At 39.5% G+C, this 21,109-nt stretch carries 15 protein-coding genes; 7 read left to right on the top strand and 8 right to left on the bottom strand.

Annotation, left to right across the window (positions count from 1 at the left end):
* Positions 1-190: 190 nt before the first annotated feature.
* Both RMY63_RS23370 and RMY63_RS23365 read right to left on the bottom strand, forming a co-directional pair.
* Positions 191-1,585: an S-layer homology domain-containing protein gene (locus RMY63_RS23370; RefSeq protein ID WP_322730994.1), complete on the bottom strand. Its 1,395-nt coding sequence runs from the start codon at positions 1,583-1,585 to the stop codon at positions 191-193.
* Between the two features lie 825 nt (positions 1,586-2,410).
* Entirely contained in the window at positions 2,411-2,686 is a 276-nt protein-coding gene (locus RMY63_RS23365) for a hypothetical protein (protein ID WP_322730993.1), read from the bottom strand.
* A 592-nt stretch (positions 2,687-3,278) separates the two neighbouring features.
* Between RMY63_RS23365 and RMY63_RS23360 the strand changes: the two genes are divergently transcribed.
* Complete coding sequence (locus RMY63_RS23360) at positions 3,279-4,484, top strand: histidine kinase (protein ID WP_322730992.1); 1,206 nt, start codon at positions 3,279-3,281, stop codon at positions 4,482-4,484.
* 71 nt (positions 4,485-4,555) lie between these two features.
* Here the strand turns inward: RMY63_RS23360 and RMY63_RS23355 are convergent, their stop codons facing one another.
* Together RMY63_RS23355 and RMY63_RS23350 are read right to left on the bottom strand one after the other, a co-directional pair.
* Positions 4,556-5,581, bottom strand: coding sequence for a PleD family two-component system response regulator (locus RMY63_RS23355; RefSeq protein WP_322730991.1), 1,026 nt, complete (start codon positions 5,579-5,581; stop codon positions 4,556-4,558).
* A complete protein-coding gene (locus RMY63_RS23350; RefSeq protein ID WP_322730990.1) occupies positions 5,569-5,769 on the bottom strand; it encodes a hypothetical protein in 201 nt (66 codons plus the stop codon). The genes RMY63_RS23355 and RMY63_RS23350 overlap by 13 nt, the downstream gene beginning before the upstream one ends.
* A gap of 723 nt (positions 5,770-6,492) precedes the next feature.
* Here RMY63_RS23350 and RMY63_RS23345 point away from each other — a divergent pair.
* Positions 6,493-6,753: a chlororespiratory reduction protein 7 gene (locus tag RMY63_RS23345; RefSeq protein WP_322730989.1), complete on the top strand. Its 261-nt coding sequence runs from the start codon at positions 6,493-6,495 to the stop codon at positions 6,751-6,753.
* A 558-nt stretch (positions 6,754-7,311) separates the two neighbouring features.
* Here the strand turns inward: RMY63_RS23345 and RMY63_RS23340 are convergent.
* Positions 7,312-7,878 (bottom strand): DUF2854 domain-containing protein, encoded by a 567-nt coding sequence (locus RMY63_RS23340; protein ID WP_322730988.1) that lies wholly within the window; start codon positions 7,876-7,878, stop codon positions 7,312-7,314.
* 338 nt (positions 7,879-8,216) lie between these two features.
* On the opposite strand from RMY63_RS23340, the gene RMY63_RS23335 reads away from it, so the two are divergent.
* Positions 8,217-8,390, top strand: coding sequence for a hypothetical protein (locus RMY63_RS23335; protein WP_322730987.1), 174 nt, complete (start codon positions 8,217-8,219; stop codon positions 8,388-8,390).
* 130 nt (positions 8,391-8,520) lie between these two features.
* On the opposite strand, the gene RMY63_RS23330 is transcribed toward RMY63_RS23335, so the two are convergent.
* Both RMY63_RS23330 and ppk1 read right to left on the bottom strand, forming a co-directional pair.
* The gene (locus RMY63_RS23330) at positions 8,521-8,937 is read right to left on the bottom strand and encodes a response regulator (RefSeq protein WP_094348557.1); all 417 of its coding nucleotides are present in this window, start codon (positions 8,935-8,937) and stop codon (positions 8,521-8,523) included.
* Positions 8,938-9,138: 201 nt separating this feature from the next.
* Positions 9,139-11,310, bottom strand: coding sequence for a polyphosphate kinase 1 (ppk1, locus tag RMY63_RS23325; protein ID WP_416212543.1), 2,172 nt, complete (start codon positions 11,308-11,310; stop codon positions 9,139-9,141).
* Positions 11,311-12,193: 883 nt separating this feature from the next.
* On the opposite strand from ppk1, the gene RMY63_RS23320 reads away from it, so the two are divergent.
* Both RMY63_RS23320 and RMY63_RS23315 read left to right on the top strand, forming a co-directional pair.
* A complete protein-coding gene (locus tag RMY63_RS23320) occupies positions 12,194-12,616 on the top strand; it encodes a hypothetical protein (protein ID WP_322730986.1) in 423 nt (140 codons plus the stop codon).
* 829 nt (positions 12,617-13,445) lie between these two features.
* A complete protein-coding gene (locus RMY63_RS23315) occupies positions 13,446-13,877 on the top strand; it encodes a hypothetical protein (protein ID WP_322730985.1) in 432 nt (143 codons plus the stop codon).
* Positions 13,878-13,947: 70 nt separating this feature from the next.
* Here RMY63_RS23315 and RMY63_RS23310 read toward each other — a convergent pair whose 3' ends face one another.
* Positions 13,948-16,806 (bottom strand): hypothetical protein, encoded by a 2,859-nt coding sequence (locus RMY63_RS23310; RefSeq protein ID WP_322730984.1) that lies wholly within the window; start codon positions 16,804-16,806, stop codon positions 13,948-13,950.
* Positions 16,807-18,073: 1,267 nt separating this feature from the next.
* Between RMY63_RS23310 and RMY63_RS23305 the strand changes: the two genes are divergently transcribed.
* On the top strand, positions 18,074-20,662 hold the full coding sequence (locus tag RMY63_RS23305) for a GAF domain-containing protein (protein ID WP_322730983.1): 2,589 nt from the start codon (positions 18,074-18,076) through the stop codon (positions 20,660-20,662).
* Positions 20,656-21,105 (top strand): response regulator, encoded by a 450-nt coding sequence (locus RMY63_RS23300; RefSeq protein WP_322730982.1) that lies wholly within the window; start codon positions 20,656-20,658, stop codon positions 21,103-21,105. The genes RMY63_RS23305 and RMY63_RS23300 overlap by 7 nt, the downstream gene beginning before the upstream one ends.
* Positions 21,106-21,109 lie beyond the last annotated feature (4 nt).

The following is a 21,109-nucleotide window of genomic DNA, read 5'->3' as shown; positions in this document are numbered from 1 at the left end:
AGTTAAGTTAGTTTACGTTGTTTTACTTAACTATGCCTTAAAAATTCATCAAACACAGGTAAAAACGTTGAAAATACTTAGATTTACATTTTCTTAATAAAAAATCGGGATTGTACAAATAAATGGAAAAATTTACCCCCTAAAAGGTGATAATTGCTCACTTTTATGCTAGGGATAGACTAACCGCCTTTTAACTTCGCTTTAATTTCAAAGCCTCAGTAGCCGATACACCCTCACCCTGAGTACCGAAATACCACAAAGCCGTAGCAGCTTCAGCACGAGTTACTGATTTTTTGGGTTGAAACAGAGTCGTATAACCAAACACCCGCCGAATATTCGATTGTTCGCCATTCTGGTAATCAGCCAATACTGCTCTTAAAGCCTTAGAGTCAATTCTCGCTGCGTCTTGGAAACCCCAGGTTTGTTTGACCGCATCTAAGTTAGCAGAGGGTAAAGCTTGGCGAGTATCTAGGGGTAATTTCCACAGCAGCAACTGTTCCCGCGTTAGAGGTGCATCAGGACGAAATAAAACTACTGTAGTATCTCCAGACAAAGGACTAGGAATTAACCCAGCTTCGGCTAATCCCTGAATTGCTGGAAAATCAGGGTCTTTTGCCGACACATCACTAAAAGCTGGTTGAGTACTTTCTGATGCCAAGCGAATCTGTTTAGCCGGATTGTTGGTATATACAGCATTGTTAGCAGCAATTAGCCAACGGGCGTATTCCCGATGTGTAACGATTTTACCGGGTTCAAACTGGTTAGTTGTGTTAGTAGAGTTGCTCTTAGTTGTCTTTGCTTCTAAAGACAAAACACCTAATGCAGCCAAGTCTTGGATATGTTGCCGCCATTCTTGCGGTGCCTTGTTGAGATCGTTGAATTCCTGAGATTCAGGGGTAGCTGTAGGGATTGTTTGGTTATTAGTTGTGCTTGGTGGCTGTGCTGCCAAGTTTGTGGGTGGTATTGGGCCAATGAACTGTGAATTTCCCGGTTGAGGAAGGGCGTTAGTAGTTTCGTTAGGATTTGTAGTTGAAGTAGGTTGTGCTGATGCAGTACTATTCGGTACGTAATCAATCAGTAATTCAGTGGCTGTTTGGGGTTGATTAGGTGTGGCGTTAGTAACTGATTTAGGCTGAATGGAAACCTTCAACAGCAAATCTTTACGACGTGCCTCAAACACACCTCCCGCATCATCTGTCGGCTGTTGCAAAATCTGCCAGTTATTTGTTTTAAACTGGCTACTATAAAAGCTAGCAATCAAGTTACTGGGGTCAGAACTCAACCAACGAGTTGAGATTTTGTTTTCTGAGCCGCTAGCAGGTGTAACTTCCTGTAGTTTGGCATTGGAATATAAAGGGATATCTTTAGGAAAATCAGATGGTAACTGAACTGCTGATTCATTTTGCTGTGCTTGCGGTTGATTACCTTGAGATTCTCCAAAGACAACTTGATCGCTTTGCAGTTTCGGATCTGCCGCCAAAGATTCCTCAAGGTTTTTGGCGACTGGACTATTAGCACAGGCTGTTAAGGAAGTCAGTAGAACAGCCCAAATTAGAAATACAGCTGGACGTTTACAGGGAAGCACAGGAAATCACAAATTGAGTTTCAATTCCTACCCTAGCGCAGACTGTCCATTAAATGGGAATGGGGCATGGGGCATGGAGAAGAGACAAGAGACTTGTTCAATAATTCCCCCTTGTGCCTCTTATCCTTTTGTATTCTTTATCTCCCTGCTCTCCTCTGACTTTTTATATCACCAAAAGACACTACCGACTCACTACGTCTTTTTCATAAATGTCTCTGTTGGTGATAATGATATAGCAAGCGAATTAAAGGTTAGGACATCTTGAAAGCGTGGATGTTAGGAATAGTAATGTTTTACCTCCTGCCTCCTGCCTCCTGCCTTCTGCTATATCTCCAAAAATGAGTAAACGGTAGCAAAAGCTACCGTATTGTCTTCGTTTTACAGCCATTAGGTTTTGATAATTCCTATGCTTATTTATAGAGTTCCCTAAAATTCTGGAAAACTAACATTTTTGGGAAAAAACATAAATAACCCTGAAATCCTTGCTAGATAATAGTTTGATGAGTTGGGAGTTCGTAGTAAGGACTTTAGGATTTAGATGAGGACTAGAGCCACCGACTACAAACCGATCGATACTAGATTGTAAACCAATTTTTCAGAAAGTTATCTAAACATCCAAGTTGTAGAGCAGATAACTGATTGATAACTGGTCAAAAAACAGTTTAGCTAGCAAAAGCTTGAATCTACTTCCAGATGCACTAGTTATAATGCGATCGCCAAGCAACTGAAGTGATAAACTAGAAATAAAGCCCCCCTTAGGCTCACCCAAAGAGGGGAATAGATCGGGTTAATTAACACTGGCTGACAATCGATTCTGAAAATTATTCATCTGACGATGGTAAGGTGAGTCAGGCAATGTCTGAAAAATGCCAGTGTTAAACAATTCCAGGAACTTAGCGTAAGTTCGTTATTCTTGTTGGCGACTGGGGTAATAGGTAAAGCAGTCAAGTGTCGCAGCAGTTTCCCTATCTCTAAATTGATTTTCTGAGAAAATGCTACTTGTGCTGTAGTCGAGAGTTTATTAACAGCCTCGAAAGCAGTGAGTGCTTTCTCTAAAAGTGCGTAGTTTACCGACGCAGGCATCGCCTCTATGTTATCCAAAACTTTCCCTCAATCAACCCATCCCCTGTTATTCTTGGATAGGGCTGTGGTTCTTTTAGGAAAGCTGGAAGGTGCGCTTCGCAAGTTATAGAAGTAGTACAGAGTTGGCTTTGGTTGTTTGTCCCAATCCTAGTTAATGATTGGTTAGAAGCAAAAAAGACACTTCATCAAATGCACTGGCAGTTGAGAAAACCCTCTACAAACTTGGTTTGAACAGTTAACAACTTCCTGATAGATTAAATACAATGAGCATCTGTGTTTTCTTGGGCATCGCTTGCTCAAAGCGATTACTCAAATTAACATGGTGCTGGACTAGCCGATTTGACATAGTATTAAACCTTTCACCTGCTGGCTCTCTTGAAAATTTTTGATTTAGGGCAAATTAAGACTTATATTCAAGAGGCAAGGGTGTTTCTTGGAGATAAAGTTAACCAAAAGGGAGTAAAAGGCTGAAAAAGATATGTCTGATGTCAAAAACGCAGATCGGATAAGAGTATGAAAATCTAAAATAGATATTAAGAAGAAAAAACAACGACCATCGACAACCGTCAGTCCTTTTTACTTTCTGTAAAGCGTCACCGGGTTGTTACCAGTGCTGAAACACGATTACATGCAAGTTTCCCAGGATCAGCCTATTTATTCTGAGGCTCCACTCCAGCTGCTACTTTTTGTCGATGGACGCCCAAAGTCCCGACAACAGGTGCAGCGAATACGTGCTTACTTAAAAGAATTGCAGGCTGAGTATAGTTTTGAACTTCAAACTATTGATGTTGGTCAACAACCTTACTTAGCAGAACACTTTAAATTGGTAGCAACGCCAGCTTTAATCAAAATTCACCCAGAACCACGACAGGTTTTAGCTGGGAGTAATATCATAGCGCAATTGAAAAACTGGTGGCCTCGCTGGCAAGCCGCTGTAGACGGCTATTTGAAATTACAGGAAGACTTACAAGAACGGATAGACGATACTGTTAGGGTGACATCACCCAAATCCACTATCCGTTCAGTTGCTGTTTCTGCCGAACTCATCCGACTCTCAGACGAAATTTTTCGCTTAAAACAGGAAAAAGATAACCTCCAAGAGCAGCTACAGTTTAAAGATCGGGTGATTGCGATGCTGGCACACGATCTCCGCAATCCCCTAACTGCCGCCGCGATCGCCATCGAAACTCTCCAATCCAATTACAATTTAGAAACAGGCCAATTTCAGCGCCTCAAACCATCCTTGACGGCACATCTCTTAAAACAAGCCCGTAATCAAACTAAGATCATCGATCGGATGATTGCCGACCTTTTGCAGGTAGGTCGTGGCAAAGACACAGAATTCCCTATCTTACCACAAAAAGTACAGCTAGGTAAACTGTGCTTAGATGTACTAGAAGAATTGTGCGATCGCTACACCGCCAAATCTCAAGAGGTGGAAACAGATATTCCCAATGACTTACCTTATGTATATGCTGACCCAGAACGCATCCGCCAAGTGCTAGTAAATCTGTTGGATAATGCCATCAAATACACCCCAGAAGGTGGCAAGATTAGCATCGCCGGATTGCACCGCACTACCCAAAAAGTTCAGTTTAGTATTGGCGATACTGGGCCTGGTATTCCTGTAGAGAATCGCGATCGCATCTTTGAAAACCACTTTCGCCTGCAACGGGATGAAGGTACAGAAGGTTACGGCATTGGCCTTTGTTTATGCCAACGCATCGTTCTGGCACACTATGGCCAAATTTGGGTGGATTCTGCGCCCAATAACGGAGCATGGTTTCACTTCACACTGCCAGTTTATCCTTCTTAGGTATTGGGCATGGGGCATGGGGCATTGGTAAAAAAAACTAGCAACACTTAATGACAAATGACAAATGACAATTAAGAACTTGAGACAAAGCGATCGCGTCCTCCGGCCTTTGCTTGGTAGAGTGCTTTATCTGCCAGCACGATCAACTCTGAAGGTGAAGATTCCCAAGTCGGGACAACAGTTGCCACGCCCATACTGAGAGTGACGTGCTGACTCACCGCAGAACCGTCATGAACAATTTGCAAATCTTTGATTCCTGCTTGGATCGCGGCAGCAACGTGAAGTGCGCCAGATGCAGGAGTGTATGGCATAATCACAGCAAATTCTTCGCCACCATAACGCGCTACTAAATCCTGATGTTTTTGTGCTTTAAGGCTTAAGACAGCACCCACCTTTTGTAAACATACATCTCCTGCCGGATGGCCATATTTATCATTATAAAATTTAAAAAAGTCGATATCACACAGAATCATTGACAAGGGAAATCCCTCTTGTGCGAGATTAATCCATTGAGTATTGAGATAATCGTCAAAGCGGCGACGATTAGCCAACTCAGTTAAGCCATCTACATTGGCAAGGTGATGCAAAGCTTCATTTGCCGCCTCTAACTGTTTGTATACTTGTGCTTGCTGTAGCAGTCGGCGCAACCGCTGGCGTAATACAGGCCAGTGAATTGGCTTAGTGACATAATCAGTCGCTCCCGCTTCAAAAGCACGGTTTACAGATTCCTCATCGTCCAAGCATGTGATCATCAAGATGGGAGTGCGCTCCCATATCTTGGACATGACCGTATTGTTAAGAGTCGAGTCAGTATCAAAGGTGGCAAGGGCCGAGATTAAATTATTCCTGGCAATCTGGAGCAAGTGCTTACAGCAAGTAAAGCCATCCATCACAGGCATTACAGCATCTAGCAAAACTATATCCGGTTTGATAGTCTCGTAAGCATCTAAACATTGCTTACCGTCATTGACCTCGACCACTCGATAACCTTCTTGTTCCATTGCTTTACGCAACAATACCCGGATGGTCTTGTCATCATCAGCCACTAGAATCAGTGGTGGTTGCTTAGAAACAGTAAATGGGCTTATGCCTGACATGAGTTGTCTTCCACTTGCTGGACTATCCTGAAAAAGGCTGTGCAACTCAATCGCATGGGGGCGATCGCTATTTTCATCAATGCCAGGATTTGCGGCAAAGGTGTGTCTGGCTTCACAATCAACTGTTTTTTGACAATGGACTGCCCAATGTTGTTGGGCCAAGCAAGCGGTAGATAAATAAGTTGCATAGACAATCTGTAATTAGAACACGAAGGCAGTTGTTACCTTTTTGTTCAGCGATGGTTATGGGAGGAAATGTTACTTTTATATTTCCCTATTGTTAAAGTCAAATTACGATTTTTTTGAGAATTATAAATACACACCTTAATTCTTTAGTTGTGTAGTTAGTTGACAAACCTAGCGAACCAGGGCAAGGCAATTACCAAAATACCCTCAGAAGAAGTTAATACTAAATACTAATACCACCTAACTGAAATTTATTTAGTCTATTCGACAAGGCTTGCTAAAGTTTAGTATAATTACATAAGATTGCAATTCAACTTAGTGCAAAGCTTTATTTTTTAAGTGATTCCAGACCTACTTCGTTCTATAGCAATCCTATTTGAGTTGTAAAAATTAACGAACTGCCTTTCCTTTCCTACAGAACGCTCCGCGAACGTTGAGCGTCTCCTAGAAAAGACACCAAGAGCGCCTTTCCTTCCCTACGGGACACTACACGAACGGAACGCACTCACGAACGTGCAGCGTCTTGTAGAGAAGAAAAGAAAGAGAAGTTTTCACAAATGATTTAGGACTGCTATAGCCATAAACTGCCCATAAATAAAGTTCTACAACTATCCTATAATTGCTTTACATACAGCACATAAAACTGCCTTATTTTCGACTACACAAACAAGTAAAATTTCTTACAAAAACAATCGCAACCTATTGACATTCGCTAAATCTTTAAAATGCCAGACTCATTAATGTATCAGCAGGATCATTTTGTTGTTCTAGAAACAAATCAACCAGAACAATTTATGACACTCTCAGAGTTATTAGAGAAGCTCAAAACAACTCTTCAACAACTCATAATTCAAGATTTACCGCCTGACTTGCAAAAATTTGATACTGTGGAAACTCAAGCACAATATTTACTTGACACTAGTTGCAAATTAGATATTGGCCCTGGGCAATATTTACAGTGGTACGCAGTTCGTTTAGAAAAGTAAGTTTTTGCTTAAGTGCATAAGAGAAGCCCAAAAATTTTAAGATTTTAAAGAAAACTTGCTGTCTAAATTCCCGACTTCTTCAAGAAATCGGGAATGTAAATCGTGCTTAAGGGAATTCCAAAAAGAATAATTACTAATTAATAGTCAAAGACACTATACAGTAAGTAGCTCACACACTCATCAAAAATTTAGTGGACAATAAAACAATGAAGAATACAAAAGCTACCACTAATTGTAATTATGAATTATTAAATAATTTTGAGCGAGACGATTTTAGATTTTGGATTTTGGATTAAATTGAAATCTAGAATCTAAAAAAAGGTTTCAAGCCCCCGACTTAAGTCGGGAAGAAAATTCCCAAATTTTCAATATTTAAGCCTCTTCTTTATAAGGAGAGGTTAATCCACGCATACGCTCTCTACGAGACGCTACGCGAACGCGGACTCGCTAACGCTTCGCTATCGTAAATCCAAAATCTAAAATTGGGTGACTTTTGCAAAAATATGGGTAACAACAAGCCATAAAGGTATGAAGTTTGGGTAACGATAATTTTTGCTATTAACTACTGACTAGTGATTCTTTTTGAGTATTGATTAGCGCTAGCTCAATTACATTTTCAGATGGCTGCGTTATTTGAATCTCCAATCCAGGGCCAAAATAATTGGTCATTTTTTCCTGCTTTTTTTGCCACACATCAAACGGTATTAGCGGTGAATCAAATTCTAAAATTAGGGCATAGTTTCCATTAACTTCTGTTTCTCGTAACCCTGTGACTGTTGGCCGTTCCTGGTCTGTAGGACTCAAACCCAGAAAAGAAAGTGTTGTATCTAGATGAGCATCTTGACCGTAGCAATATCGGGTGATGTCTTTGCGTATTTTATTTTGCGTATCAGTTGCTTGCTGCTGGCGCAGTATCAATGCCGACGGTGACGTAGTTTGGCTAAATGGTACTGGCTTAAGTTCATTAGCTTTTAGCGCTAGCCCTCCCAATAATAGAGGAATTCCGTAAAAAAATCCGACAAGATTGAGTGTGGCATTATTATCAGCATAGGCGACGAAGCCAATGATGGTTAATATGCCACCGATAGTTAGACCGAGTGTTCCTAAAGAGATTTGGCGTAGCATGAGCTTAAATTAGTATAAAGTCTGAATACCTTAGTTTTATTATCATCGGCTATGAGCAACAAATTAGGAAAGAATATCGTCCCCAAGCGCTAGTATTCAACTAACCGAACAAGTCAGGCATTTTTGCCCAAAGCACTGGCTTCGTTTAAACGAGACTTTACCCACCTTTGTCTTTAGTGATTTTCAAACACTCAATTTTTCCTTAGTCTACATTCGCGCAGCATCTCGTAGGGAAGGCAAGTGGCTCTAAGTTGACTACTAAGGGCGTATAGTGTCCCAGAATATTAGATTTTGAGTTAACTTTAAATTTAAAGGTAGTTAAAGATAGGAAAAAAATAATGGATGTACAGACTATAAAAGAACGAATTGTGGCAGTTCAAAGTAAACGCGATTACCTATTAAGCTTACTGGAGCAACCAAACCTGGGAACTTTGAGAATTGACGTAAATCAGGCTTTGGAAGAACTGGATGAACTAATTGATGAATTTACACGCACCATTCCGGTAGAGTAAAATTTATCAAAAATAACGTCGGTTTAGCCTCAACTTCAGGCTAGACCGACGTTATTTAGTAGTATCATGTCTTTAAAATCCCCAGAATTGAACTAAGCCTGAGTTGGCGAAGCAATAATCACTGCATCATTTATCCTGCCACTGAACCATCTCCTGCACGCTGCCCCAGCTGCCTAACTAAGGCAATAAGTTCGCTTGTCGGTACATCTTTCTTGCAAACGTCATCAAAGCTAGACATTGCCTTTGTCCCGTGAAAATTTACGTCTTCCACTGATGAGTAAGCAAGTATCTGAGTGTTCGGAGATATAGCTTTAATGTGACTAGACGCACTCCACCCATCCATGACTGGCATCTGTAAATCTAGAACAATGACGTCAGGATGGCAACGTTTAACCATTTCTATAGCTTCTTCACCATTACTGGCTAAACCTACTACTTGAATATTTTCCTGGCAAGAAAAAACCAACTGTAAGGTTAAGCGAGTCAGTTCGTGATCATCAACTACTAAAACACGCAAGGTAGAAAGCTCGCAGGATAACATTAACATTGAGGGGAAAGACAAATTTATTTAGAATAACCTTTCCAGTTTATGAGAATAGGTGCCAGCACTGACTCTATCCTATGGTTGAATAACTTGTGTGAACCTATGATGATAAACAACTTAGACAACTGCTCAAAAAATTCAATTTTTCCAAAGGAACTAAGTTGAGCTAGTTGTCAAGGTATAAGTAACTTATTTTTTAATCAATCAGGTTGGGACTACACCAGTTGAGCGTAATGCCATGTTCATGAGAATTTTTTGTGAATTAGCTTCTGGAGAATCATCATAAGGACGGCGTTGAATGTAAGTACCATCAGCTTGTAATTCCCAAGCTTGGCGATTATCTGCGAGCATAATTCCCATAATTTCTTGCAAATCTTTGGCAATATCTGGGTCTTTTACTGGAGTAATTACTTCGACTCTGCGATCTAGGTTGCGGCGCATCCAGTCAGCACTGCCGATATAAATTTCCTCTTGTGTATTGTTATGAAAATAATAAATCCGAGAGTGTTCTAAAAAGCGACCGACAATACTGATGATACGAATGTTTTCACTAATGTCTTTGATTCCTGGGCGTAAACAACAAACGCCCCTGACAATTAAGTCGATTTGCACACCGACGCGGGAAGCTTCATATAAAGTGGCAATAATTTCTGGATCGACTAGGGAATTCATTTTGGCGACAATCCGTCCAGAAAATCCATTTTGAACATTTTCGATTTCGCGGTGAATTAGTGCCAAAAAGCGATCGCGCATATTCACAGGCGCAACCAGCAACTCTCGATAAGATTTTTGTAGGGAATATCCGGTTAAGAAATTAAATAAATCTGTAATGTCAGCACCCAATTCTTCACGGCAACTAAACAATCCCAAATCTGTATACAGTCGTGCCGTTTTCTGGTTATAGTTACCTGTGCCAATATGCACGTAGCGACGTATCCGGTCTTTTTCGCGCCGTACTACCATCACGGTTTTACTATGGGTTTTTAGCCCGACTAAACCATAGACGACATGAACTCCAACTCTTTCTAGTCGTTTTGCCCAGTAAATATTATTCTCCTCATCAAATCGCGCCTTTAATTCCACTAGCACAGATACCTGCTTGCCATTTTCAGCAGCGGCAATTAAGGCGTTGACAATGGGCGAGTCACCAGAAGTCCGGTAAAGGGTCATCTTGATGGCTAACACATTCGGATCGTAGGCAGCATGGGTAATAAAGCGCACTACTGTAGCCGAAAAGGATTGATAGGGATGGTGTACTAGTAAATCCTTTTCTCGAATTACAGCAAAAAAGTCTTTTCCTTCGTCCGTCTCCAGGGCATCTGGGTCTAAACTCGGTTCTCTCAGCCTTTGCAGGCGTAACGGTACAACAGATTGGCGTGGTGGATCTTTGAGTTCTGGCAATGGTAAGGACATAAAGTACATTAAATCCCGCAGTCCCAAAAGACCATCTACCTCGTAAACATCACTTTCTGTTAATTCCAAATCATGTAATAATCGCGATCGCACTATTTCAGGAGTTTGGGATTGAATTTCTAGCCGGACTGGACTACCACCCAGCCGCCGTTTTCGCAATTCCTGTTCGATGGCTAACAACAAGTCATCTGCTTCATCTTCTTCTAATACCAAATCGGCATCACGGGTAATGCGGAACGGATGATATTCTTGAATATTCATCCCTGGAAATAGAGATTCCAAGTTATGAGCGATCGCCTGTTCTAAGGGTACTCCAGTCCAGTGGGTAGGTTTTTCGCTGTTCTGATCTCCCAACTCAGGCGGTATCGGTAAAAATCGTGGTAGAACACTAGGGACTTTGATTCTGGCAAAGAATTCTTCTTCGGTGTCTGGGTTCTTGACCACAACAGCCAGATTCAAACTGAGATTAGAAATAAAAGGAAAGGGATGACTAGGATCAACAGCTAGAGGAGTCAAAACAGGAAAGATTTGTTCCTCAAAATAGCTGTTGAGATGAGTCCGCTGCTTTTGATTCAAATCTATGTAATTCAGAATATAAATGCCATGATTTACTAGTAGAGGACGAAGTACTTCCTCAAAATGTTGGTGCTGTTTCTGAAAGTGGGGAGTCAGGGTAGACCTAATATCGTCTAGCTGTTGTTGTGGTGTGCGACCATCGGGAGTTAACAGGCTAACTTTTGCCTCTACCTGTTGCTTTAAGCCAGCAACCCGCACCATAAAAAACTCATCTAAATTAGAGTTAAATATTCCCAAAAACTTAAGACGTTCCAGAAGTGGGGTGCGATCGTCACAGGCTTCATGTAAAACCCTGCCATTAAATTCTAACCAGCTTAACTCCCGGTTAAGATAATATTGTGGATCGCTGAGATTGATGGGGGTAGAGCTTTTCTTAGATTTTGCCATAATGACTTAAAGGCAGGCAGATGTAGCCCATTCAACTGAGGGACAATAAATATAGTAAGTTAAATGGTGCTTGAGCAAAACGCTAAAGCAATTTTTGGCTATCATTAATTCTCTACCTCGCTAGTGGTAAAGGACAGATATTATAACTAAATCAAAAATATATTTGTATTTAAAAAACTTCAGTCAAAGACTAAAAAATCAACTTGTGAGGCAAGAAAGCCAACATTACTAAGAAATTTTTGGGGTTTTGCGTAGGCGTAGCCCATCATAGATATCACCTCTGGTAGGTATTTTGTACTATCGCCTTGGGTATCTTCCAGATAATCACCCTACCCACCCAACCTATAACTAGATTTTATAGCCGTTTTCAATTTTGTGAAATATGGTATTGGCATATACTTATGTGCCCTTTCAAAATATTGCATCCAGACAATAACTGCAATTAGCCTAAAGATTCAAATCGTTGCCCACAGCATATTAAGCATAAAGATGCACTTAAGATTTAGCAAAGATATGACATAGCCATATCTGACAAGTTTTAACGAATTATTAAGCAGTTTTTACAAAGGCTCGGAGTGTTGCAAGCAGTCTAAAGCCTTACCTCCAGTACTTTCTGAATTTAGTTTTCCAAAATCTGAAATTTGGTAATCATTGCCACAACTTTAATACAGACTCTGAGTAGACACAAGCTTTGCTGTAACTTAATTTTTATAAGGTTTTTGAAGCTTTTATTCAGATGTGCACTAACATTTACATCTATTAGTTTTTTTAATTTATGACCTCTGGAATTTATTAAAACTTCAGTATTATTACTGCGATTTTTCTGGCAACCAATGGTTATATTGAAAACGTAAAGAGAAACAACACGGGGAGTTTGTTAATCATGAAAATTTCTGCGATCGTTAAAGGAAGCATCTGCTTGTTAGGTTTGGTTGGCGTTGGTAATATCCTGGCTGCACCAGCAAGCGCAGGTCAATCAACAGCCCGTGGTGCTGTAACTATTGTTAGAGCTTCAGGCGCTTCTGTTAGTGTTAGTGGTGAATTAGCCTTGCCTCAAAATGGTTACTACGATCAGCCTCTAACCATTACACCTACCTATGGCGGCACATCAGCATTAGATAATGAAACCATAACTGATTTAGAAGTAGACCCAGGCACACCCAACGTTACTTTGCTCACAGCTAGCAGCAATCCTTTCGTTACAGCAGCAGCAGCAGCCTTAACCGCTGCCGCTGCTGACGTTGGCGCACAAGCAGCGATCATTCGGGCTGGTGCTGGTTCTAATGGCTTAGGCGGTTTAGAATAGATTAAGTTTTTGCTTTTGCCTCGTAAGTACTTACAAAATTTTTACCAACTGACAGAACAGTTGAATAAATCAATACATCATAGGGAAGAGAAATAGCAATGCTAAATCTCTTCCCTATATTTATATTTGTATATATGATATTGCGCTTCTTTGTAGCTCAGATTCCCGACTTTTTAGAGAAGTCGGGAATCTTGTTATATAGGTTTTTCATCTTGTGCCTCGTTCCCAGTCTCCGACTGGGAATGCCCATTGGGAGGTTCCACCTCCATTATTAGCGGCAGTAGCTTAATCAAGAACATTTCCTTCTTAGACTTGAAAACGAGATTTTAAAACAAATGGAATGAAAGCGTTAATAATTTGCTATGGGACTACTATTTGATTTTTGAAAAGATAGGTAGTGGACTGTTTCAGCTAATTTGGTGCATTAGGAAAAAACAGAAAACATTGATTTATTTCGAATTTCTCAAAAATCTATTGCCCTATTTTAGCTGTGTCAGTCCACTACAAATACCTAATTTTGTTCAAAAATCAAACCGGATTCCTATATATAACTCCTCATCATCACTTTACATAGCTTTAGTGATATCAATATAAACCCTGAAACTCTCACTGAATATTGAATAGAGAGCTTACGTAAAAATACGAAGCCTCAAAATGTCCATTTTTCACAAAACGCTCCCAACAAAGGTTTTATATTTTTATACACTAAAAGAATAAAAGCCAAATAACAAAAGGTTCTGCCTCGATTTCTGCTGACCGATGCATATTCTGCATTCCCAAGCAAAATCTAGAAACAAGTTAAGGCAACAACATGAGGAGTTTATAAAACATGAATCGCTTATCCAACAAATTATCTATAATTATTCGGGGAAGTATTTGTTTATTAGGTTTAGTGAGTGTAGGAAACTTTTTAACTGCATCGGCAAATGCACAACAAGCTACTGCTCGTGGTGCTGTTACTCTTATTAGACCTTCTGGTACTTTTCTCAGTGTCAGTGGCGAGGTAATTTTACCTTCTGGCTCTTATTATGAAGGAGGTTTAACAATTTCTCCTACCTATGGAGGTATAGCAGGTGGAAATGACGAAACCATAACTAGTCTGACTATAACCCCAGGAGTAGCTCAAACTACTATCCTCTCTAACCCAAACCCATTTATTGATACAGCAGCGAATTTATTAAACAATAGTAATTCTGTTGAAGATTTAACAACTATAATCCGAGCGGGTGGTGGTAACAATGGCTTAAGTGGTTTGGATTAAACAGAATTGACAAATTGAAAATCTTAGCTCCCCGACTTTTTAAAAAAGTCGGGGAGCTTTCATGATGCCTTCAAAATCGATAACCACCTTGAAGCTTTAGGTCAAATCCATTCTCACCTGTACCAATTTGAGTTTCTATAAACACACTATTGTCAGAGAAATTGTGCCTCACAATGACTCCATAATTAAAGCCAGAAACTCGGCTGCTCAATCCCAGATTATTAATACTATAATTTTTTAGATAAACACCAGCAGAAATATTCTTACTGACTCTGTGTAAACCTTGAAATTCAAAGAAAAACTCTTTGCCCATCTCTAAATTTGTTTTGAGATTCAAACCATGACTAGTACTAAATTCTCCATTGAAAAGACCTAAAAATTCTCCATTGCTATTATTTTCAATAAAAGCGATGCCAGGAGCTAAAGAAAAACCAAAGTTTCTTTCTTGATGCTGATATAAATAACTTAAATAAGTAGAAAAAGGATTATTTTTATTAGAGGCACTATTCCAATTAACTCTCAAATATGGTACGTGACTGTTGATAGCTACAGGTCTTTTGGCTGAATTTAAGCGTATATCAGTTTTAATATAGTTGAGAAGTATATTAGTATATAAACCTAATGTTGGTTCTTCCGTCCCTAAATTATTATTAGAAACGCCTGGTGCTGAGTTAGCATCTATATTAAACCAAGTTCCTAAATTAGCACTATAGTTAAAGTTTCCAGAAGAACCTGCTGCTAGCAATTCAACTGTTGGCAAGGAGAGATAACCATTAAAGTTATTAAAACTCACACCTATTTTGTCAACTCTAGTGAGTTCCATATAATCGAATGCTAAATCGGCTGCTCTTACCTGGAGCGGTACTACCGTCGAATCTCCTGAATTAAATTTTTGTACAAATCTTTGCCCTTGGGGATTTGTCAAAATGACTTCTACAGCAGAGGCTTCGTTGATAGGATCAATAGAAGTACCATTTAAAGGAGTTGGAATACCAATGTAAGTTAGAGGCCCAAATTTTTTATTAGAGAGCCTGAGATCAGAAAAAAATGTATCACCTTCATCTAAAATAGAAATATTTCTTTCAAGAAACTGAACTGCTCGTTTGTGGTTTCCTGTCCTTATTTGCAAAATGTTAGAGTGATTAGGAGTGACTTGACTGGGAAATGTGTAAGTTCCAGATACCTGTTCTAACCCACTAGATGCATTGGCATAAGATAAAGTGCGATTCAGCCTGTTATTGATTTGTCTTCTTTGGTTAGCTGTAGCAGGTGTATTTAAAGGAACAAAACCTTCGCCATTTTTTAATTTTTGTCTAGCTTCTTCTAAACCTTGTTGAATATTATCAATTTTAATAGCTTCAAAAACTCCACCTAATAGCAAACCTAATGTAGAATTCACCGATTGGATGGTATCAATACTAGTATCGCTAAATTTAGCTGTTAGAGATAATCCTGGAGCAGAAAAAATATTAGAATAAGTAGCTTTAATTGCAACTGGATCGTATTGAATTAAGCTGCGATTATGAGGATGGCTAACATATAGTCTGTGCCAATCATAACTTTCTTGAGTTTGAGATAGTGTCTCAAATACAGGTTCTCTTCTTCCTAAAGATAGCCACTGTAAAGAGTTAAGATAATGAAAATCTTTTTCGGGTTGAGAAAGAAAAGGATTGACTGCTACATTTAACAAATCAAGGTTATCAAATTTTCTAAGTTGAGCAACTTTAATACCTGGAAAGGAAGAGATAGGAGCAGTAAAACCAAAACCTTCTCCCGTTAAGATATCTCCCCAAAAGATGCCAGCAGCTTCTAGGACACTATTAGGAATGATTTCGCCTTTTTGGAGTCTGACGTTTCCATCGTCTAACAAAGGTTGTATATTTGTCGTTGGAAAGCCTTGTAGAATTTTGGGAGCATTAGTAGCATCTAAAACTTGAAATAAAGCTTGCCCACCATCAACACTCAAAGTAGAGCCACTACCAATAACTGGAATAGGATTTTTTAGAACTGTGACATTAGGATTGTTTGAGTCAATCCCACTATTAATAATAACTCTGCCAGCAGGTATCCCTTCAGGATTTATCAATTGTCCAGCTATTGAGATTACAGAAAAGTTATTAGTTTCAACTTCTCCAGCTAACTCCCGAAAATCTGTCGGTATAGCGAATAGAGTTTGCAATCCCCAAAATGCCTGTTGTGAGGTAACATTTTGGGTAATATAAGTATTTGTTTGTCTTCCTTGAGAAAGGATACCGACTTGGGAGCCTTTAGTTTCAACTACTATTCTATTGCCATCGAGAACCCAGTAAAATTGGTCAGCCTTGGGAAATTTGGCATAAGTAAACTTATCAATAATCTGATTGTCTCCAGAAAATCTTACTCTGATATCCGTATCTATATAATTTTCATTTTCATTTGGCTTAAATAATTCTGTGGAAAAAGTAAGGTTATCTGTAGGGTTAACAATCCAAGGATACTTATTGGCACTAAATGTTAGAGCATCAAGAATTATTGTCTTTTGGATTGCTTGTGGTTGCTTTTTTGTTCGGCGTAATTTTTCTATTAGTATTTGTTGCTGGGGTGTGTATGGTTTTGATGGATTTGAATTTGATGGTTGAATTGGATTTGGTTGGGGCTTTTCTTCATCTTCTTCAGGTAGCTTGGGAGGTTTGTCTTTGTATTCTTCAATTGGGATAACGTCAGCAATAGTGAATTTTCGTAACTGTTTTGGTTTCTCTAAGTTAGAGTTAGATTTTCTTAAAGTCTGTTTTAACAGTTCTTTGCTTTGGAAGTTATTTATTTTTTGTTGGGAATTGATTAATGACCTGTTCTGATTAGCGATTAAATCAATATTGTTTTGCTTGTTTATGCCTAGAGCGATCGCAGATAATTGAATAAATATAATTTTATATATAATTGTTGAAGACAATAAACAAATTCCAAAAAATTTTATATTTTTTTTGATTCTCATTAGGGAGACATTGATGCTATTTCGATTTGGATTTTTCAATGTTTTCAGAATAAAGTTTTTGGCGATTCCAATTATTGAGCATTGGCTAATGTCAAAAATTAACCATTATTTAATACTGAGTCTTTGAATTTATTCTTCATTTATTTGATTCGATGGATTCAACAGTGTTTCAGTAAATATAGATAGTCAAAAAAGTTTGATATGCTGTCCGCAAATAATAAAATAGGATTAAGCAGATTTACTGCAACAAGAGTGTAATTCTTGAGCAAAAATTCAACCTCAGCAAAATCACCACAACTCAAAAATTGAGCGATTATTTAGCCGTATAAATACGTAATTAGAGCTGATTAACTTAAAAAATGGAGTAAAAATATACTTCAGGCTACTCGCTGCCGTCTGTCAATTTGATACATTTACGTGACTGTCGTATTACTACTGCTGTTTGCTATAGCAATCCAATTTGATTCCTAAATTACTCGTAGAGACTAGGGACTGGGGACTGGGAAGAAGGAATAAAGGTGTACTGAGTTTTTTTTACGCAATCAAATATGAGTCCTATAGTAGGATTTATTTATACATACGCAGTACACTGATTGAGCGAATTGAGGATACCCTTAACTATATAGTGGAAATACTAAAGCGATATCTCACAATCAGCCGCTGTGCATCTATGCTGATGCAGATAAATTTTGCATTAATGTAAAAGCCAGTTTTCTTAAGAAAACCGACACAGTAAAAGGCGATCGCATCGACCTAGAATGGTTTAGTCCAACTGGTAAATTACTCTGGTCAACTGACTAAATTTAATCATGCACAGTAAATAATATCAGTCCTAAACTTGTCTACACTAGGATTAGTGCGATGTCTACGACGGGCTACGCCTACGCAATAAATTTGTGGTGTAGACAGGCAGTGGCTGATAAAAGCTTGTTTAAAAAGTTGTAAAGTATACTCAAAACCCCTCTTCAAACCTCTCCCTGAAACGGAGAGAGGCTTTGAAACGCCCATTCTCTTGTAGGCAAAGGGGGCTGGGAGAGTTAGGTTTTTAAGGCTTAGATGTTACGAAAAATACTTTTCAAACATCCTTTAAGAACCGCTTTTAACAGACTTTCCTGAACAGCCAAAGGTGAGGAAAGGACTAAGAATTATTAAAAAAGGTTAAGCTCTTTTTCAGATAATCACGCTGACGACTGGATATCACATTTAGATTTATTAAAAAAAGTTAATGAAACCTAGACATATTGATAAAGAAGTAACGAGGTTAGAAGCCCTCCGCCAGTATCAAATTCTTGACACAGAACCCGAAGAAGCCTATGACAATCTTGCTCAGTTAGCGGCCTTTATTTGTGGCACTCCCATATCCTTGGTAAATTTTATTGATGAAAACCGTCAATGGTTTAAGGCAAAAATAGGTTTAGATGTATCAGAAATGCCCCGGAGTGTTGGGTTATCTTATCTTTGCCAAGAGCAGCGTCATGTTGTAGTGGTTCCTGATACCCTAGCTGATGAGAAGTTGGCAAGTAATCCGGTAGTAACTGGCTATCCATATATACGGTTTTATGCAGGTGTACCCTTAATTACTCCAAAAGGAGATATGTTGGGAACTCTGTGTGCAATTGACCAAGTTCCACGACAACTAAGCCAAAAACAAGTGGAGGCGTTTGTGGGTTTGAGTCGCCTGGTAATCGACCAACTCGAACTCAGGCGTCATGTAAGTGAGGTATCTAAAGTTACTGATCAACTAGTGGCACACGAGCAAGCAGCCCGCGCCCAATCTGAAGCCACCAAAACCCGCATCACCAATCTTCTCAAAAGTATCACTGATGGTTTTTTTGCCCTAGATCAAAAGTGGCAATTCACCTATATTAATGGCCAAGCAGAACAGCTGTTGCAAAAAACTCACAATCAGCTTTTTGGTAAAAACATTTGGGAGGTGTTTCCAGAAATTATCGGCACAACATTTGATTGTGAATATCGCAGGGCAATCTTAGAACAGGTTAGTGTCGAATTTGAGGAGTTCTATTTGCCACAGCAGCAGTGGCTGAAAGTTCATGCCTATCCAGCAAAAGACGGCTTGTCTGTTTATTTTCAAGATGTTACTGAACGACGGAAAACAGCAGAAGCCCTACGAGAAAGCGAAGAACGTTGGCAATTAGCATTACATGGTAATAATGATGGTATTTGGGATTGGAACCTCAAGACTAATGAAGTGTTCTTCTCAACTCGATGGAAGGAAATGCTCGGCTATAAAGACTACGAAGTTTCCAACCGTTGGGACGAATGGACAAAACGAATCCATCCCGATGAGCGAGATTGGGTACTTCAGGCTTTCCAAGACCACTTTGCCAAGAAAACACCGTTTTACGTCTGTGAATATCGAGTCCAGTGCCAAGACGGCAGCTATAAATGGATTCTAGATCGAGGACAGGCACTTTGGGACGCATTGGGTGATATAGTGCGGATGGTTGGTTCTTATACTGATATCACAGATCGCAAGCGAGCAGATGAAGAATTAAAGTGGCAAAATCTGCGATCGCAACTATTTGCCGAAATTACCCTGAAAATTCGAGAATCTTTACAAATAGATGAAATTCTTCAAACCACTGTCACAGAAGTACAAAAACTACTACAAGCTGATCGGGTATTAATTTTTCGACTGGAACCTGACGGTTCGGGAACAGTGGTACAAGAGGCAGTGCTGCCCGGTTGGCCAGTAATTTTAGGAGAAAATATTTTTGACTCCTGCTTTAAAGAAAAATATATAGAAAGATATCGCCAGGGAAGAGTAAGTGCCCTTGAAGACATTGAAGCTGCTCATATCCAACCATGCCATCGAGAATTTCTTCAGCAGTTTGCTGTCAGGGCTAACCTCGTAGTGCCGATTCTTGTCAGGGACGATATTTGGGGCTTATTGCTAGCTCATCAGTGTGGCGCACCTCGACAGTGGAATCAGTTTGAGATGGATTTGTTAAAGCAATTAGCAAACCAAATTGGGATTGCTTTATCTCAGGCACAACTATTAGAAAAAGAAACCCAGCAAAGTCAGGAACTGACTCGTTCTAATGCAGAATTAGAACAGTTTGCCTACGTAGCTTCCCATGATTTACAAGAGCCATTGCGGATGGTAACTAGTTATTTACAACTGCTGGAGCGGAGATACAAAAACAAACTGGATGCCAATGCGGATGAGTTTATTGCCTATGCAGTAGATGGGGCCAGTCGGATGCAGACCCTAATCAGCGATTTGTTAAACTATTCCCGCGTCAGCACCCGTGGACAGCCTTTTGTGCCAGTTGATTGTAGTGTTGTCTTAGAACAGGTGCTGATTAATCTTCAAGTTGCGATCGCAGATCGAAAGGCAGTTGTCACCTACGATACTCTACCTCAAGTGATGGCTGATGCTACCCAATTGACACAAGTATTTCAAAACCTGATTGCCAACGCGATCAAATTTTGCGATCGTCAACAGCTACGAATTCATATTGGAGTGGGGAGTGGGAAATGTGGAGCAGAAAAGCAGAGGGGCAGAGGGGCAGAAAAGAAGAATAACAATACCCAGTTTCCCACTGAAAATGAATATTTGTTCTGGGTGCGCGATAATGGAATTGGTTTAGAATCGCAATATACTGAACGTATTTTTATAATTTTTCAGCGCTTACACGGTAGAGACAAATATCCAGGTACTGGAATTGGTCTAGCAATTTGTAAGAAAATTATCGAACGCCACGGCGGCCGGATCTGGGTTGAGTCGAAACCGGGTCAAGGTTCGACTTTCTACTTCACAATTCCAGATAGAGCAGGTAAGCAATGGTAAACACCATAACAGCGATTATGCCTATTGAGGTTTTGTTAGTAGAAGATAATCCTGGCGATGTCCAACTTACACGCATCGCCCTAGAAGATAGTAAAATCTCAATTCACTTGAACGTAGTCGAGGATGGTGTAGAGGCAATGGCATTCTTGCGAAAACAGGGAAAATATGCTAGATTACCTCATCCAGATATTGTACTACTCGATTTTAACCTTCCAAAAAAAGATGGACGAGAGGTATTAGCAGAAATAAAAGGAGATGAAAACCTCAAACGCATTCCTGTAGTAGTTTTGACGACTTCCCAGGCTGAAGAAGATATTCTCAAAGCCTATAACCTTTTTGCCAACTGTTATATAACAAAGCCAGTAGATTTCGATCAATTCGTTAAAATAATCCAATCAATAGAAAATTTTTGGTTTGCGATCGTAAAACTGCCACCGGAGTAGTGGA

The organism is Nostoc sp. ChiQUE01b, assembly GCF_034531255.1.
In the GTDB taxonomy this organism is placed as follows: Bacteria; Cyanobacteriota; Cyanobacteriia; order Cyanobacteriales; family Nostocaceae; genus Nostoc.
Note: the sequence above shows the minus strand (reverse complement) of the source record. Positions and strands in the feature narration are given on the sequence as shown.